General features: G+C 27.4%; 15 protein-coding genes. 13 read left to right on the forward strand and 2 right to left on the reverse strand.

The features are described 5' to 3' along the window. Positions 1-44: 44 nt before the first annotated feature. The gene (locus tag ACTG47_RS01460; protein WP_479925833.1) at positions 45-1,232 is read right to left on the reverse strand and encodes a class I SAM-dependent methyltransferase; all 1,188 of its coding nucleotides are present in this window, start codon (positions 1,230-1,232) and stop codon (positions 45-47) included. A gap of 276 nt (positions 1,233-1,508) precedes the next feature. Here ACTG47_RS01460 and ACTG47_RS01465 point away from each other — a divergent pair, with 276 nt between their 5' ends. The 11 genes from ACTG47_RS01465 (at position 1,509) to ACTG47_RS01515 (ending at position 13,799) form a co-directional block, all read left to right on the forward strand. Continuing rightward, positions 1,509-2,333: an ATP-binding protein gene (locus ACTG47_RS01465; RefSeq protein ID WP_169467567.1), complete on the forward strand. Its 825-nt coding sequence runs from the start codon at positions 1,509-1,511 to the stop codon at positions 2,331-2,333. A 128-nt stretch (positions 2,334-2,461) separates the two neighbouring features. Then, the gene (gene gluD / locus ACTG47_RS01470; RefSeq protein ID WP_169467565.1) at positions 2,462-3,727 is read left to right on the forward strand and encodes an NAD-specific glutamate dehydrogenase; all 1,266 of its coding nucleotides are present in this window, start codon (positions 2,462-2,464) and stop codon (positions 3,725-3,727) included. Positions 3,728-3,904: 177 nt separating this feature from the next. Then, the gene (locus tag ACTG47_RS01475) at positions 3,905-5,047 is read left to right on the forward strand and encodes a M56 family metallopeptidase (protein WP_479925834.1); all 1,143 of its coding nucleotides are present in this window, start codon (positions 3,905-3,907) and stop codon (positions 5,045-5,047) included. Positions 5,048-5,377: 330 nt separating this feature from the next. Next, the gene (locus ACTG47_RS01480) at positions 5,378-6,379 is read left to right on the forward strand and encodes a M56 family metallopeptidase (protein ID WP_479925835.1); all 1,002 of its coding nucleotides are present in this window, start codon (positions 5,378-5,380) and stop codon (positions 6,377-6,379) included. 87 nt (positions 6,380-6,466) lie between these two features. Further along, on the forward strand, positions 6,467-7,606 hold the full coding sequence (locus ACTG47_RS01485) for a M56 family metallopeptidase (protein ID WP_479925836.1): 1,140 nt from the start codon (positions 6,467-6,469) through the stop codon (positions 7,604-7,606). 557 nt (positions 7,607-8,163) lie between these two features. Continuing rightward, complete coding sequence (locus ACTG47_RS01490; RefSeq protein WP_479925837.1) at positions 8,164-9,186, forward strand: C40 family peptidase; 1,023 nt, start codon at positions 8,164-8,166, stop codon at positions 9,184-9,186. A 290-nt stretch (positions 9,187-9,476) separates the two neighbouring features. Beyond that, positions 9,477-10,397, forward strand: coding sequence for an aspartate carbamoyltransferase (pyrB, locus tag ACTG47_RS01495; protein ID WP_169467556.1), 921 nt, complete (start codon positions 9,477-9,479; stop codon positions 10,395-10,397). Between the two features lie 38 nt (positions 10,398-10,435). Beyond that, positions 10,436-11,128, forward strand: coding sequence for a dihydroorotate dehydrogenase electron transfer subunit (locus tag ACTG47_RS01500; protein WP_169467554.1), 693 nt, complete (start codon positions 10,436-10,438; stop codon positions 11,126-11,128). Then, positions 11,121-12,023 carry a dihydroorotate dehydrogenase gene (locus ACTG47_RS01505; RefSeq protein ID WP_169467552.1) on the forward strand — a complete coding sequence of 301 codons (903 nt, stop codon included), beginning with the start codon at positions 11,121-11,123 and terminating at the stop codon, positions 12,021-12,023. Before ACTG47_RS01500 ends, ACTG47_RS01505 begins: the two co-directional genes overlap by 8 nt. A gap of 84 nt (positions 12,024-12,107) precedes the next feature. Further along, the gene (pyrE, locus tag ACTG47_RS01510) at positions 12,108-12,692 is read left to right on the forward strand and encodes an orotate phosphoribosyltransferase (RefSeq protein ID WP_054268753.1); all 585 of its coding nucleotides are present in this window, start codon (positions 12,108-12,110) and stop codon (positions 12,690-12,692) included. 180 nt (positions 12,693-12,872) lie between these two features. Continuing rightward, the gene (locus ACTG47_RS01515; protein ID WP_479925838.1) at positions 12,873-13,799 is read left to right on the forward strand and encodes a ketopantoate reductase family protein; all 927 of its coding nucleotides are present in this window, start codon (positions 12,873-12,875) and stop codon (positions 13,797-13,799) included. Positions 13,800-13,850: 51 nt separating this feature from the next. Here the strand turns inward: ACTG47_RS01515 and ACTG47_RS01520 are convergent, their stop codons facing one another. Further along, a complete protein-coding gene (locus ACTG47_RS01520; protein ID WP_169467548.1) occupies positions 13,851-14,741 on the reverse strand; it encodes a LysR family transcriptional regulator in 891 nt (296 codons plus the stop codon). A 187-nt stretch (positions 14,742-14,928) separates the two neighbouring features. Here ACTG47_RS01520 and ACTG47_RS01525 point away from each other — a divergent pair, with 187 nt between their 5' ends. Together ACTG47_RS01525 and ACTG47_RS01530 are read left to right on the forward strand one after the other, a co-directional pair. Next, entirely contained in the window at positions 14,929-15,960 is a 1,032-nt protein-coding gene (locus ACTG47_RS01525) for a YeiH family protein (protein WP_479925839.1), read from the forward strand. Positions 15,961-16,249: 289 nt separating this feature from the next. After that, entirely contained in the window at positions 16,250-17,125 is an 876-nt protein-coding gene (locus tag ACTG47_RS01530; protein ID WP_479925840.1) for a DNA-3-methyladenine glycosylase family protein, read from the forward strand. Positions 17,126-17,129 lie beyond the last annotated feature (4 nt).

The raw sequence follows: 17,129 nt of genomic DNA on the forward strand, positions 1-17,129 counted from the left end.
GCTCTATTTTTATAACTAAGTTTAAATTATATTATAGAAAGATATTATTTTGAACAAGGATACATATATTCCCTAGTAAGAGGTAAATCGTTTTTTATACCTTTAGTGAAAAGTATCTGATGTATATCTATAATACCAGTGTTGAAAGCAGCAGCACAAGAACAAAGGTATAAGTCCCACATTCTTATAAACTTATCATCAAACATTTCTTTAATCTTTGGAAGATTTTCATAGAAATTTTTTTGCCAATATAATAAAGTTTTTACATAATGTAATCTTAAACTCTCTACATCTATAGTATGATATTTGTAATCGCTACAGACATGTATCATTTCTCTTAGACTAGGAATAACTCCTCCTGGGAAAATGTATTTTTTTATCCAAGGGTCTCCATAAGACTCTTTAAGACCACTTATATAGTGAAGTAAAAATAATCCGCTATCCTTTAGAATAGCATTTACATTTTTAATAAAAAGCTCATAATTTTCTCTACCAACATGTTCAAGCATACCAACACTTACAACTCTATCAAACATAAGGTCTGAGTTTCTAAGCTCTCTATAGTCCATAAGTTTTACTTCAAGATAATCTTGAAGATTCTCTTCCTGAATTCTTCTGTTAAATTCTTTATACTGTTCTTCACTAAGTGTAATTCCAACACCATTAATCTTATATTTTTTTGCTGCTTCTATTAGTAAGAATCCCCAACCACAACCAATATCAAGAAGACTCATACCTTCTTTTAAATTTAGTTTAGTTAATATGTGGTGAACTTTATTGATTTGAGCCTCATAAAGAGTATCATTATCATTTCTAAAATATGCACAAGAATAACTAAGTGTCTTGTCTAACCATAGGCTATAAAAATCATTACCAATATCGTAGTGAGCATGTATTTCTTTTTTTTGATGTCTCATTGAATTTGATGAGTGTAATAGATGTTTTACAGCTGAATTATCAATATTGAATTTGTCTATTTGTTTTAAAAGTAGGTTTAAAGTTAAGAATAAATCTCCTTCAACTTCAATATCTCTATTTATGTAGGCTTCTCCAAGTGCTAAAGATGTACTTTTTAGTAGTTCAGATTTGCTAATATCATTATTTACAATAACTTTAAACTGAGGAGAACCCTCTCCAATTGGAAATTCTTCTCCATCTTTAAGCCTAACTAGAAATGGTGTCTCGCCAAATCTTTCTAAATAGTCTTTTAAAAAATTTTTTGTAATATTCATATTACCAGCTCCTTCTAATGTAAATCCAGTAAGTTTTTTTTGCTTTAAAATATATTATATTCCTTTTTTTAAAAAAGTAAAATTTTTTCAATAAATTTTTTGTTTGAAGGAAATCTATCTTTTGAAAAAGAATTTCATATTGTAGTATGTTTTTTGCTTATAAAATTTCATATGGGATATAATATTTAACTGTTAATGATATAATAATTTTAATCAATAAAGTGTAATAAAATTTTGAGTAAATAGCTTAAAGCTATTTTATGAAGGAGATGTAAAATGGAAGTATATGCCTTGGTTGGGTCAAGTGGCACAGGAAAGAGTTTTAAGGCTTTAGAGTTTGCATATGAAAATGACATAGATTATATAATTGATGATGGTATTTTAATATATAAAAACAAGGTTTTAGCTGGAATATCAGCAAAACAAGCAAATACTACTATAGAAGCAGTTAAAAGAGCTATTTTTTACAATGTAGAGCACAGAAAAGAAGTTAGGGATACAATAAAAAAAGAAAATATAAGCAAGATTCTCATTATTGGGACATCAAAAAAAATGGTTAATCAGATTGTAGATAGATTGTCAATTGAAAGAATTTATAAATTTATAAATATTCAAGAGATAAGTACTAAATATGAAATAGAAATAGCAAAACAATCTAGAAAAGAAGGAAATCATGTAATTCCTGTTCCAGCAGTTGAAATAAAAAGTATGGCAAGTGGTCTTAGTATAAATCCATTAAAGAGACTTTTTAAAAAAGGAAATAATAGAAATATGGTAGTTTTAGAAAAAACAATAATAAGACCAACTTTTAGCTATATTGGAAAATTTTATATTAATGAAGATGTAATTAAACAGATTATTGAATATGAAGTATACAACTTTGGAAACATTGATAGAATAAATAAAATCAATATAGAGAATTGCAATAATTTTATGAATATTTTTGTAAGTATAAATATCAATGATTTAGAAGTTATAAAAAAAATTGAAGATATGCAACAGATAATAAAAAAGTCTATTGAGAAAATGACTTTAGTTAATGTACAAAAAATAGATATTAACATTCATAAAATTAAAAAAATAAACTTCCTCCCATGTTAAAAAATAAACTGAAAAAATGATATACTAATTTGCAATAAAGTGTGCTATAATTAAACTGTAAATTTAGGAAATGGTTTTTTCTAAATGGAGTATACATAATTATAACGTATTTATAAGGGGGCTTTCAAATGTCAGGAAAAGATGTAAATGTCTTCGAGATGGCGCAATCTCAAGTAAAAAATGCATGTGATAAATTAGGTATGGAACCAGCAGTTTATGAATTATTAAAAGAACCTATGAGAGTTATAGAAGTTTCAATTCCAGTTAAAATGGATGATGGTTCTATAAAAACTTTTAAAGGATTTAGATCACAACATAATGATGCAGTAGGGCCAACAAAAGGTGGAATAAGATTCCATCAAAATGTTTCAAGAGACGAAGTAAAAGCTTTATCTATATGGATGACTTTCAAGTGTTCTGTAACAGGTATACCATATGGTGGAGGTAAAGGTGGAATAATAGTAGACCCATCAACTTTATCTCAAGGTGAATTAGAAAGATTAAGTAGAGGATACATAGATGGAATATATAAATTAATAGGTGAGAAAGTTGACGTTCCTGCACCAGACGTAAACACTAATGGACAAATAATGTCTTGGATGGTTGATGAGTACAATAAATTAACTGGACAAAGTGCTATAGGTGTTTTAACTGGTAAACCAGTTGAATTTGGTGGTTCTTTAGGAAGAACAGCTGCTACTGGATTTGGTGTTGCTGTTACTGCAAGAGAAGCTGCTGCTAAATTAGGAATAGATATGAAAAAAGCTAAATTAGCTATTCAAGGTATAGGAAACGTTGGTTCTTACACAGTTCTTAACTGTGAAAAACTTGGTGGTACTGTTGTAGCTATGGCTGAATGGTGTAAAGCAGAAGGTTCTTATGCTATATACAATGAAAATGGATTAGATGGTCAAGCTATGTTAGATCATATGAAAGAGCATGGTAACTTATTAAACTTCCCAGGAGCTAAGAGAATATCTTTAGAAGAGTTCTGGGCTTCAGATGTTGATATAGTAATACCAGCTGCATTAGAAAACTCTATAACTAAAGAAGTTGCTGAATCTATAAAAGCTAAATTAGTTTGTGAAGCTGCTAATGGTCCAACTACTCCAGAAGCTGATGAAGTATTTGCTGAAAGAGGAATAGTTCTTACTCCAGACATATTAACTAATGCTGGTGGAGTTACAGTTTCTTACTTCGAGTGGGTACAAAACTTATACGGATACTACTGGTCAGAAGAAGAAGTAGAACAAAAAGAAGAAGTAGCTATGGTTAAAGCATTCGAATCTATTTGGAAAATCAAAGAAGAGTACAATGTTACAATGAGAGAAGCTGCTTACATGCATTCAATTAAGAAAGTTGCTGAAGCTATGAAATTAAGAGGATGGTACTAGGATTTACTCTTAATAAATAATAGGATATAATTATTTAAGATATAAAGGGGCTGTACATAGTACAGCCCTTAAATTATGTGGCTCAGATAATGTGGGTCATTTTTTATTTTAATTTATAAATTATGGAACTAAAAATTTCAAAATTTGAAATGCTATAATTAAGATGGGTGAGAATTGATGGCTGATTTAATTTTAAATGGACTTTTTAGAACTCTTATAGTGAGTAACTTATGTATTCTTTTAATATTAGCTTTTAAGAGAAATATTTTTAAAAGATTTAGTAAAAAATTTAACTATTATATATGGATAATAGTAATTATTAAACTGTTATTGCCTTTTACATATTATACACTTACTTTAAATATTTTTAGAAGTAAAGAAAATATAAATATTGATAATATTAATTTAGAATATTTTAATGAAGTATCAACCTCAAACAATAATATTTTATTGTATATTTGGATTTGTACTGTAATAATATATTTAATTTATACTTTTTTGAAGTATATAAAACTTAAAAATTTAATATATGATTTATCTTATGAAGTTGATGATGAAGAAATAATAAACCTTTATACAAGTTTATTAAAAGAGTTCAATATATCTAAAGATATAAAACTTAGGTATTCTTATGAAGTTGAAACACCAGCATTTTTTAATTCATGTGTACTTTTGCCACCACATGATTATAAATTAAAAGAACTAGATTGGATTTTTAGACATGAGCTGATGCATTTTAAAAGTAAAGACCTTTATTTAAAATATATAGTACTATTTTTAAAAATCGTATATTGGTTTAATCCATTTGTACATATGATGGATAAAGCAATAGATTTAGATTGTGAACTTTATTGTGACGAAAGAGTTTTAAAAAATAGTAGTGTACAGCAAAAACAAGAATATGCCTTAACTATTATAAATTCAATGAAGAGGGGGAAAAATTTTTCAAATAAATTTGTGGCTGGTCTAAATAAACAATCTGACATCAGAAAAAGAGTAACAAATATGTTTAATGAAAAATATAAAAATGGTATTTTAATAGCTTTAAGCATAAGTTTATTGTCCTCTATCACATTTTTAAAATTTGATTCAACTAGTATTATTGAAGAAAGTAATTTCTTAGAGAGCTCAAGATATACGTTTGAAGGAAGAAAAGAAGATGTATTCGTAACAATAGATTTTACATATGCAGATGCACCTAAAAAACTGAAAAGACAACATGAAGAAAATTGTAGAGCAATTGGGATAATTCCAAAAGATTCAGACCCAATAGAAATTATACCTAGATTTTTTAAAAATTGCATGGATATAAAAAAATAATGTTAGACTTAATCTTAAAGTTAATATTATGAAATTTTTATATTTAGACCATCAAATCTTTATTATAACTTCGACTTTGTATATTTCTAACTATTAAATTTATAGATATTAAATTAATGAGTTTAATGCACAGTAATCATTACTAAGCTATAATTAAGTATAAGAATATTTCAATAAATCATGCCTTAAAATAAATATAATATAAGATAATAAAACATAGTTATTTATTACAAAAAACATATATTTTAATTAATAACTATGATATGAAGGCATTAAGAAATAACTAAAATTAGCTGTAAAATACTATTAAATAAGATAGGAGAAAAATACATGTCTAACTTTATTCTAAATGGGATTTTTAGGACTGTTATAGTGAGTAGTTTAAGCATTCTTCTGATATTAATATTCAAGAAAAATGTGTTTAAAAGATTTAGTAAAAAATTTAATTACTATATATGGATGATAGTTGTTATTAAACTATTTTTACCATTTACATATTATACTTTTACAATAAATATATTGAGAAGTAAAAAAGACATTAATATTAATAACCTAAATTTAGAGGGATTTAATAATATTTCAACTATAATTAGTGGTATTTTACTGTACACTTGGGCTGTATCTGTGGGGATATATTTACTTTATACTATATTTAAATATATAAAGCTTAAAAGTTTAATAAATGATTTATCTTATGAAGTTGATGATGAAGAGGTAGTAAATCTTTATAAAAGTATATTAAAAGAATTTGATATAACAAAAGATATAAAACTAAAATACTCATATGAAGTTGAGACTCCAGCATTCTTTAATTCATGTGTGCTTTTGCCACCACATGATTATAAATTGAGAGAATTAGATTGGATTTTTAGGCATGAACTTATGCATTTTAAGAGTAGAGACCTTTATTTAAAATATATAATGTTACTTTTAAAAATAGTATATTGGTTTAATCCATTCATATATATAATGGATAAATTAATAGACTTAGATTGTGAATTTTATTGTGATGAAAGAGTTTTAAAAAACTGTACTACCCAACAAAAACAAGAGTATGCATTAACAATTATAAATGCAATGAAAAAGAGTTCACATTTTTCAAATAAATTTATAGCTGGACTATATAAACAATCTGATATTAGAAAAAGAGTAACGAATATGTTTAATGAAAAATATAAAAATGGTGTATTGATAGCTTTAGTTTTGTGTATATTGTCGTTGGTTACTTTCATGAAATTTGATTCATCTAGTATTATTGAAAGTAGTATTTCTTTAGGTAGACCTGGAAGTGCATTTGAAATAATGAGACGAATAGTTGTAGTTGAGAATTAAGTTAAAAAATCTAAAGTATATTATTGAAAACTCAAAATAATTAAATTAAGGTGTAAGATAATATTAAATAGGTTAAGGAGGGAATCTATGTCTAACTTCATTCTAAATGGTATTTTTAGAACTGTTATAGTGAGTAGTTTAAGTATCCTTCTGATATTAATATTCAAGAAAAATGTATTTAAAAGATTTAGTAAAAAATTTAACTATTATATATGGATGATAGTTGTTATTAAATTATTTTTGCCATTTACATATTATACTTGTACAATAAATATATTGAGAAGTAAAAAAGACATTAATATCAATAATATAAATTTAGAGGGATTTAATAATGTTTCAATTATAATTAGTAGTATTTTACTATACTTTTGGATTATATCTGTAATGATATATTTAATTTATACTATATTCAAATATATAAAACTTAAAAACTTAATAGGTGATTTATCTTATGAAGTTGATGATGAAGAGATAGTCAATCTTTATAAAAGTATATTGAAAGAATTTGATATAACAAAAAATATAAAGCTCAAGTACTCATATGAAGTTGAAACACCAGCATTTTTTAATTCATGTGTGTTTTTACCACCACATGATTATAAATTAAAAGAACTAAATTGGATCTTTAGGCATGAACTTATGCATTTTAAGAGTAGAGACCTTTATTTAAAATATATAATTTTATTTTTGAAAATAGTATATTGGTTTAATCCATTTGTATATATAATGGATAAACATATAGATTTAGATTGTGAACTTTATTGTGATGAACGTGTTTTAAAAAATAGAAACTCAGAGGAAAAAAAGGATTATGCTTTGACAATTATAAATGCAATGAGAAAAGGAGTAAATCCTTCAAATAAATTTATAGCTGGTCTACATAAGCAATCTGATATTAAAAAAAGAGTAAAGAACATGTTTAATGAAAAATATAAGAATGGTATATTGATGGCACTAACTTTATGTCTATTATCTTCTATTACTTTTTTGAAAGTTAATGCAACTAGTATTGTCAATTTTAATGTACTGCCTAAGTATGATATGGAGAAGCTACACCTTTTTAGAGGAAACGTTACACTTTTAGAATTTACATATGCAGATGCTCCTAAAAGTGTGAGAGAACAATATAAAAGAAATTGTGAAGAAGTAGGTACGATTCCAAAAAATTCTGATAAAATAGGCTTTGGTGTAAAATTTTATGACAAGTTGGATAGTTTGGCAAGATGATTAAGGTATGGGTATTTTACTTAATTTTAATTTATAACAATCCTAAATAACTACCTATTTTTAAATAAATATGTTTTTATCAAGATAGATGCTCATATAATAACAAATAGCTGAAATCTAAAAGAATTTAGAAGTAAACATTTACAAAATTCCTAAAGAAAGCATTAATGATTATATTCGATTGTAAAAAAATTCACAAAATGACCAACTTTGTAGTCATTCCCTCAAAAAATATATGCCACATAGAAACGCATAAAAAAACACATAAAACAATATTTATGCGTACTTTAGCCTCTAAGGGTACAAAATTCTTTACTTTTACAGACTCGTATTATATAATTAAGTAAATAATGTATATTTAGGTGACATATTGGATAAACTAATTGATTTATTTTATTAATATAATGATACTATAAAAGTTATATAAAGTGGTTTACAAAAAAGTTACAGATAGAGCTTTTATTAATGTATTGTGTATTAATATTTTATCCTTAGGCACACTTCACCTACAAAATAGAATCATAAGATAATTATGGGAAAATTTTAGGAGGTTTATCGTGAAGAAAAAGATATTAATACCAGTATTTGCATCAGTTATGGCATTATCAGTAAGTTCAATTGTAAATGCAGATGAAGTAAATGATTCATCTCAAAATAAGGATGATAAAACAAATACTGAATTAAATTTAGGCGAATATAAAGAAGTAAAATATAAAGTTGCAAAGATAAAAGATGGAGTAGCTATAAAGATAAGAGAAGAAGGGCAAGTTCAAAATATAGCTTATTCTGGAGATGAATTTACCGTTCTAGGAATTCAAGGGGAATGGGTTAAGGTTAAAGTTGAAGATGGAGAAGGCTGGTTAGCTACTAGATATGTAGATATATCTGAAGGTGTAGGATATACTAATGCTGATAAAGTAAATTTAAGAAAAGATAAGAGCGAAAGTTCAGAAGTAATCGAAGAGCTAGAAAAAGGAAGCTCTTTATTGGTGTTGGAAGAAAATGGAGAGTGGTTAAAAGTTAAAGATGGAGAAACTGAAGGATATGTAAAAGCATCTTATATATCAGATAAAGCTCCAGTAGTAGAAGAGCCAGAAGTAAATCCAAGTATTAATCAAAATGGAAATTCTACAGATAATAATCAACAAAATAATACGAATGACAATCAACAAAACAATAATTCAAATGTGCCAACAGCTAACTCTAATGCAGTTCAAGCTGTACTTAACTTGGCATATTCTAAGCAAGGTTGCCCATATGTTTGGGGAGCAGAAGGACCAAATACTTTTGACTGTTCTGGATTTACACAATATGTATATAGAAATGCAGTAGGAAAGAAAATACCAAGAACATCTAAAGCACAATCTAATTATGGACAAACTGTAAGCAAAGCAAATTTACAGCCAGGAGACTTAGTATTCTTCACAACGAATGGTTCTGGTTCTGTTAGTCATGTTGGTATATATGTAGGTGGAGGTAATATGATACATTCTCCATCAACAGGAAAAACAGTTCGTGTAACTAATATAAACTCAGCATACTATACAGCAAGATTTGTTACAGCAAAAAGAATATTATAATCAACTTGCAATATGACAAATTGATAAATACATAAATATAAACGCTCTATACTATATTTAATTTAATCAGGCAACAAAAAATGATTATACTTTAAATGTAATATAGAGCGTTTTTGTATTGATTTACATTTAACCAATATTCAAGCTAATATTACTATTAAATAGTAGTCTTTCCATATAATGATTATTTGTGCAATCCCTTGACAGGATAAGGCAAAGGTGGTAAGCTACTAACAGTACAAAAATACTTTTAATTTTAGTTCAGAGAGGCTAAAAAAGGAGGACGAAAGATGTTAAAATCAAGAAATTTAATCCAACCAGAAGACTTTTCAATAGAAGAAATAGATGAAATATTAGAATTAGCTCAAAAAATAATTGACAATCCGTCAAAATATTCTCGTATATGTGAAGGTAAACTATTAGCTACATTATTTTATGAACCATCAACAAGAACAAGATTAAGTTTTGAATCTGCAATGAACCGACTAGGGGGTCGTGTTGTAGGTTTTTCAGAGCCTAGCTCATCATCTGCATCAAAAGGTGAAACTTTAGGTGATACTATGAGAATAGTATCTGGTTATGTTGATATAATAGCTATGAGGCATCCTCAATCAGGTGCAGCATCAGAGGCTGCTAGATTTACAGAAGTGCCATTTATCAATGCAGGAGATGGCGGAAATCAACATCCAACCCAAACACTTACAGATTTACTTACTATAAAATCATTAAAAGGAACTTTAGAAAACCATACAATAGGATTATGTGGTGATTTAAAATATGGAAGAACTGTGCATTCTTTGGTTAAGGCTATGGCAAGATACAAAAACACAAAGTTTGTATTTATAGCGCCTGAAGAGTTGAAAATGCCAGATTATATAAAAGAAGCTATAAAGGGACATGCATACTACGAAACTAACAATTTAGATGATGTTATAGGAAGTTTGGATGTTTTATATATGACTAGAGTTCAACAAGAAAGATTTGAAGATAAATCAGAATATGAAAGACTTAAAAACTATTATATTTTAAATAAGGCTAAATTAGAAAAAGCATCTAAAGACATGTTAGTAATGCATCCATTACCAAGAGTAAACGAAATAGATGTAGATGTAGATGATGATGATAGAGCTGTATATTTTAAACAAGCTAAATATGGAATGTATGTCAGAATGGCTTTAATAATAAAGCTTTTAGGTATAAATGAAGACTAATAACTCTAATATAATAGTAAAGTAAAGGAGATTTTGGGATGTATAAAATTCTGGAGAATATATATATAGGCGAAGATATGTATAGAATGAAAGTAAAAGGTAATTTTGAAGGTAAAATGGGACAATTTTATATGCTAAGAGCATGGGATACTTATCCAGTACTTTCAAGACCTATAAGTATACATGATATAGATGAAGAAGGAATAACTTTTCTTTATAAAGTAGTAGGAGAAGGAACTCAAATTTTAAGTAATCTAAAAGTAAATGATACTATAAAGTTAGAAGGACCTTATGGTAATGGATATACAAAGGTTGATGGAAAGGTAGCTTTAGTAGGAGGCGGAATCGGTGTGGCTCCATTATACTTAGTTGCTAAAAATATAAAAGACTGTGATGCGTATCTTGGATTTAGAGAAGATGTTATATTAGAAGATGAGTATAAGCAAGTGTGTAAGGAAGTTCATACAACAATAGGTAATACTTTTGTAACAGATATAATTGATGTGGAGAAATATGATTACATATTAACATGTGGTCCAACTCCAATGATGGAAAAATTAGTTAAGATGGTAGAAGGTACTAAAACAAGAATTATGGTGTCTCTTGAAAATCATATGGCATGTGGAATCGGTGCTTGTTTAGTATGTACATGTAAAACGAATGAAGGAAATAAAAAGACTTGTAAAGATGGTCCAGTGTTCTGGGGAGAGGACGTGATTTTTAATGGCTAATTTAAATGTGAAATTTGGAAGTATAGAATTTAAAAATCCAGTAATAATGGCGTCTGGAACTTTTGGATTTGGAAGAGAATATAATGACATTTATGATATACAAAAACTTGGTGGTATAAGCAGTAAAGGACTTACTTTAAATAAAAAGCCTGGAAACAATGGTATGAGAGTTCATGAAACACCATCTGGAATGATGAATAGTGTTGGACTTGAAAATCCTGGAGTTCAAGGGTTTATAGATAATGAATTGCCTTTCTTTAGTGAATTAGACTTAGTTAGAATAGCTAATGTTGGAGGTGGAACATTAGAAGACTACTTATTAGGTGTTCAAATGTTAAATGACAAACCTATAGATATTATTGAATTGAATATATCTTGCCCAAATGTTAAAGCTGGAGGGATGGCTTTTGGTATAAAAAATGAAGTAGCAAGAGAAGTCGTTCGTGAGGTAAGAAACATAACGAAACTACCTTTAGTAATAAAACTATCACCTAATGCAGAAGACATTGTAGGAATGGCAAAAGTTTGTGAAGAAGAGGGTGCTGACGGAGTATCTCTAGTGAATACTTTTAAGGCGATGGCAATTGATATAAAAAATAGAAGACCAGTATTTGAGAATGTATATGCAGGGTTATCTGGACCAGCTATAAAACCTATAGCTCTAAGAATGGTACATGAAGTGTGTAAAAATGTAAATATACCTGTAATGGGAATGGGCGGAATAACTAAGGCTACAGATGCTATAGAATTCATAATGGCAGGAGCTACTTGTATTCAAGTTGGAACGGCAAACTTTATGAATCCTAAAATAGGTCTTGAAATAATAGATGGAATTAATGATTTTATGGAAAAAGAAGGAATAAAGAGCTTACAAGAAATCAGAGGAATTATATAAGGTAGTATAAATAGTATTTTAAAAATAAAAAATATAGATTAAGCAAACAATAATTTTATAACATTAATATGGAGGAAAAATAATATGAGTAAAGTAGATGTAGTAGATATATTAAAGAAAAGTGATGCATTATTAGAAGGACATTTTTTATTATCTTCAGGAAAGCACAGTAATAGATATGTACAATGTGCAAAGGTATTAAGATTCCCAGAGTATGCTGCTGAAGTATTAAGTACAGTTGTTGAACAAATAAAAGACTTAGATATAGACTTAGTAGTAGGGCCAGCAATGGGAGGAGTAATAGTTTCTTATGAGTTAGGAAGACAGTTAGGGAAAGAAGCTGTATTTACTGAGAGAAAAGACAATACAATGGAGTTAAGAAGAGGATTTGAAGTTAAAAAAGGTGCAAAGATAATAATTGCTGAAGATGTTGTAACTACTGGTAAATCAACTATAGAAACAAAAAGAGTGTTGGAAGCATTAGGTGGAGAAGTTATAGGTGTTGCATGTATAGCAGATAGAACTAATCATGATATAGGTATGCCTATATATAGTGCTATAAAGCTTGATATACAAGTTTATGAATCTGATGAGTGTCCTTTATGTAAAGAAGGAAAATTACCAGTTGTTAAACCAGGAAGTAGAGAATTTAAAGAATTAGGAATGTAATAAATAACTCAATTAAGTTTAGTAGCATTTAAAGAATATAAATCAAAGATAAAAACAGTTAGCCTTGTAACTAAGGTTAACTGTTTTTTTTGTTAAAAATATATTTACAAAACAGGAGATAATAGCAGTACAATATAAGTGTAATATAAAAAAATTATTATATATTGAGGAGGGGTAAGTGTGAAAAATCAATTGAATGAAACTCAGAAAAAGGTTGTATTTTTGGGAGTAGGAGCAGTAGGAGCAACTTTTGCAGAACAATTTTTAAACTCCAAATATGATTTTAAAATTCTTTGTGATGAGGAAAGAAAGAAAAGATATTTAGAAGATGGATTTATAATAAATCAGAAAAGGTATGATTTTGATTATGTAACTAGAGATGAGTATAAACAAGAGGCTGATTTTATAATTATAGGCTTGAAATATAATAATTTGAAAGAAAATATAAAAGAATTAGATGGATTGGTTGGAAAAAATACAGTAATAATGTCTTTATTAAATGGAGTTGATAGTGAAGATATAATAGGGGAAAGATTTGGAATTGAAAAAATGGTATATTCATATGTTACCAATATAGATGCTAAGAAAATTAATAATAATATTATACATACTACTAATGGAATAATTGTATTTGGTAACAAAGATAATAGTGAAGATAGAAAAACTAATATAATAACTGAAGTCTTTGACAGTGTAAATATAGAATATGTCTTATCAAAAGATATTCAAAGAGATATGTGGTGGAAATACATGGTTAATATTGGCGTAAATCAAACCTCAGCTATACTTGGTGCATCTTATGGAGTATTCCAAAGCTCAGAACATCTAAGAGAATTAGCAAAATCAGCAATGAGAGAAGTAGTTGCTATAGCTCAGGTGAAAGGTATTTGTCTTACAGAAGAGGATGTAGAAAATTCATTACATAGAATACTAAAGCATTCAAAAGAAGGAAGAACATCAATGCTTCAAGATGTAGAAGCTCATAGACTTACAGAAGTAGATATGTTTTCTAAGAATATTTGTGAACTTGGAAAGAAATATAACATATCTACGCCTATAAATCAGACTTTTTTATATATGATAAAAGTAATTGAAAGTAGATTTTAAATAGTCTTTACAAACGACTTTGATAATTATTTATTTTAAATTTTATTAATATTATAAATTGTTTAAATTGCTAAATATTTTTAATTCATCAATAAAAATATTTGCTGCCTTTGATAAAGTTATATCCTTTGGATATATATATGAGAAGTGTCTGTTGTAGTTACTTCCAAGCTCTATGACAGACAGTTCATTATTTAAAACAGGTAAGCTTGTCACTAGATTAGATACTATTGTAATCCCTAAATTATTTCTAACAGATTCTTTTACAGCATAGTTACTTCCAAATACCATCATACTTTTTGGAATAATCTCTTTAACACTTAAAAACATATCTAAATAATCTCTAGTTCCAGAGCCATCTTCTCTAACTATCCATTTTTGGTCTTGAAGCTTGTCAAAGCTGAAGCCTTTTAACAGAGGACTATTATAAGGAAGTGCTAAAACCATCTTGTCCTCAAAAAAATATTCTTGAATAAATGAAGGTGAAGAACAAGTACCTTCAATAAGTCCAATATCTAAAACATAATCTTTAACATGAGAAGACACAATTGAGGTATTTTCTATGAAGATTTCTACATCTATGTCAGGATATTTTTGTGAAAATAATGCTAAGAAATTAGGCAGAATATACTCACCAATAGTTAAACTCGCACCAATCTTTAAGCGACCAGTTATAGCATCTGAAACTTGACTTACATCATGATAGGTAATATTTAAAAGATTTAATATTTCCTTAGCTCTTTTATATAATATTTGTCCACTTTCTGTTATAAAAATCGTCTTTTGCTTAATAGACCTATTTATAAGTACAACTTTAAAATAATTTTCTAGATTTTTAATGTGTTTACTTACACTTGGCTGAGATAAATTTAAGTATTCACCAGCTTTAGTAAAATTTTTATATTCAACAACAGCCACAAACGTTTTTAATTCTTCAAACAATTTTATACCTCCTTTACTTAATGAAATTTTACATTTTTTATATGCTTTCTACAAATAATTATACTACATGTAATAATCATCAAAAATATTAATCATTACGATATTATATATTTATTTTACTTATGGTTATTACAATTATATACTATTATTGTAAAGAAAACTATATTAATTATAAGGTAGGTATATTATGTTAAAGAATAAAAGCTGTCTAACATTAAAAAATATAAAAGAAATATTACCAGGACTGTTTGTATCAGTATTGGTAGGTTATATTAGTATATTTATTTCTACTCTAATTCCTAAGGTAGGAGCTGCATCAATTTCTATATTTTTAGGCATGTTTGTAGGAAATTTATTCTTAAATCAAAAGGTGTTTCAAAAAGGTTATAAATTTTCAGAGACAGATTTGCTATCATACTCAATAGTACTATTAGGAGCGACACTCAGTGTATCTACTCTAATAGACTTAAAAATTTCAGGAATCTTATTTATAATGTTGCAAATGACAATAACAATAATAGCAGCACTTTATATAGGTAAAAAACTAGGTTTTGAAGAAAACTTTAGATTTCTAATGGCAAGTGGAAACGCAGTATGTGGTTCTTCTGCTATAGGAGCAACAGTTCCAGTAGTTAATGCCACAGATAAAGAGAAGGGGATTGCAATAACTATTGTAAATGTGACTGGTATATTTCTTATGTTTTTACTTCCAATAATATCTCAATTCTTATATAGCCATGAGCTTGTAAAAACATCAGCAATGATAGGAGGAACTTTACAGTCAATTGGTCAAGTTGTAGCAAGTGGAGCTATAGTTGGAGAAAATGTAAAAGATTTGGCAACTATTTTTAAAATAGTAAGAGTAATATTTTTGGTTGTTGTAGTATTAGTATTTGGGCATATGAAAAATAAATCTAATTGTGAAATCCTTGAAGAAGAAAAAGATGAAATAAAGAAGAAAAAAATAAATATACCATGGTATGTAATTGGATTTTTTATAACTTGTGCACTTTTCTCAATGAATATTATACCAAAAGATGTATCTGTATTATGCAAAGAAATAAGTAACAAATTTGAAATAATAGCTTTAGCAGCAATTGGATTAAAGGTAAATGTAAAAGATTTAGTGAAGCAAGGTAAAGAAGTTTCTTTATATGGTTTATTTGTAGGTATAGTGCAAGTTATATCAGCTATAGTTTTAATAAAAATATTTATATAATATAAAAATATTTTTAATACTAGCTGGATTAATTAAAATAATATGATACTAATAATTTATAATATAAATAAAAAATGAATTTCGATAAGTTTAAATGGGTATAAACTTATAGGAATTCATTTTTTATTTTAAGTGAAAATTTAAAGTAAAATATTATTTTACATAATAATAACATTATAAATTTTGAAATTACTTATCTTTGTGTTAAAATAAGTAAAATACACATATTAAAGTTAAGTTTTTAAATAAATGGACAAAATAAAAATATAAATATTAAGGAGATTTGGTTATGAATGTTTATGAAAAGGATAATGGAGTTATACTAGAAGGGGTAACAGATTTTGAACCAAAACATATATTTGAGTGTGGTCAATGTTTTAGATGGCATAAACAAGATGATGACTCATACACTGGTGTTGCAAAGGGTAGAATATTAAATGTAAAAAAAGAAAATGATAAAGTATATTTAAATAATACAAATTTAGAGGAGTTTAATAGTATTTGGTATAATTACTTTGATTTAGGAACTGATTATGCAGAAATAAAAAATAAGCTAAAAAATATGGATGAATATTTAAATAAAGCTACTGAGTTTGGATGTGGAATAAGAATACTAAGACAAGATGGATGGGAAATGCTTATATCATTTATAATTTCCTCTAATAATAGAATTCCTATGATACAAAGAGCTATAGAAAATTTATCAAGAAAGTTTGGTAAGTACATAGGTGAGTACGAAGGTAATGAATACTATGCATTCCCTACACCAGAAGAGCTAAACAAGGCCTCACAAGAAGAAATAAGAGCCTGTCAAACAGGATTTAGAGACAAGTACATAAAAAGTACTACAGAGGCAGTTATAGAAAATAATGATAAGGTATCTGAATATACAAATTTAACTACAGATGACTGTAGAAAAGAACTTTTAAAATTCAATGGAGTAGGACCAAAAGTATGTGATTGTATTGCATTATTTGGCATGCAAAAATATGATTCTTTTCCAGTGGATGTTTGGGTTAAGAGAGTTATGCAAGAGTTCTACATAGATGAAGATATGAGTTTACCTAAAATGAGAACTTATGGGATTGATAAATTTGGAGATATGTCTGGATTTGCTCAACAGTATTTATTTTACTATGCAAGAGAACTTGGTATAGGAAAATAAAATT

The organism is Clostridioides sp. LIBA-6622 (assembly GCF_056716095.1).

Bases quoted from the DNA above. Each gene is read 5' to 3' on its own strand.
- pyrB (WP_169467556.1), top strand. From the start codon at position 9,477: ATGTTAAAATCAAGAAATTTAATCCAACCAGAAGACTTTTCAATAGAA.
- ACTG47_RS01505 (WP_169467552.1), top strand. From the start codon at position 11,121: ATGGCTAATTTAAATGTGAAATTTGGAAGTATAGAATTTAAAAATCCA.
- ACTG47_RS01480 (WP_479925835.1), top strand. From the start codon at position 5,378: ATGTCTAACTTTATTCTAAATGGGATTTTTAGGACTGTTATAGTGAGT.
- ACTG47_RS01460 (WP_479925833.1), bottom strand. From the start codon at position 1,232: ATGAATATTACAAAAAATTTTTTAAAAGACTATTTAGAAAGATTTGGC.
- ACTG47_RS01485 (WP_479925836.1), top strand. From the start codon at position 6,467: ATGTCTAACTTCATTCTAAATGGTATTTTTAGAACTGTTATAGTGAGT.
- pyrE (WP_054268753.1), top strand. From the start codon at position 12,108: ATGAGTAAAGTAGATGTAGTAGATATATTAAAGAAAAGTGATGCATTA.
- ACTG47_RS01475 (WP_479925834.1), top strand. From the start codon at position 3,905: ATGGCTGATTTAATTTTAAATGGACTTTTTAGAACTCTTATAGTGAGT.
- ACTG47_RS01525 (WP_479925839.1), top strand. From the start codon at position 14,929: ATGTTAAAGAATAAAAGCTGTCTAACATTAAAAAATATAAAAGAAATA.
- ACTG47_RS01500 (WP_169467554.1), top strand. From the start codon at position 10,436: ATGTATAAAATTCTGGAGAATATATATATAGGCGAAGATATGTATAGA.
- gluD (WP_169467565.1), top strand. From the start codon at position 2,462: ATGTCAGGAAAAGATGTAAATGTCTTCGAGATGGCGCAATCTCAAGTA.
- ACTG47_RS01530 (WP_479925840.1), top strand. From the start codon at position 16,250: ATGAATGTTTATGAAAAGGATAATGGAGTTATACTAGAAGGGGTAACA.
- ACTG47_RS01465 (WP_169467567.1), top strand. From the start codon at position 1,509: ATGGAAGTATATGCCTTGGTTGGGTCAAGTGGCACAGGAAAGAGTTTT.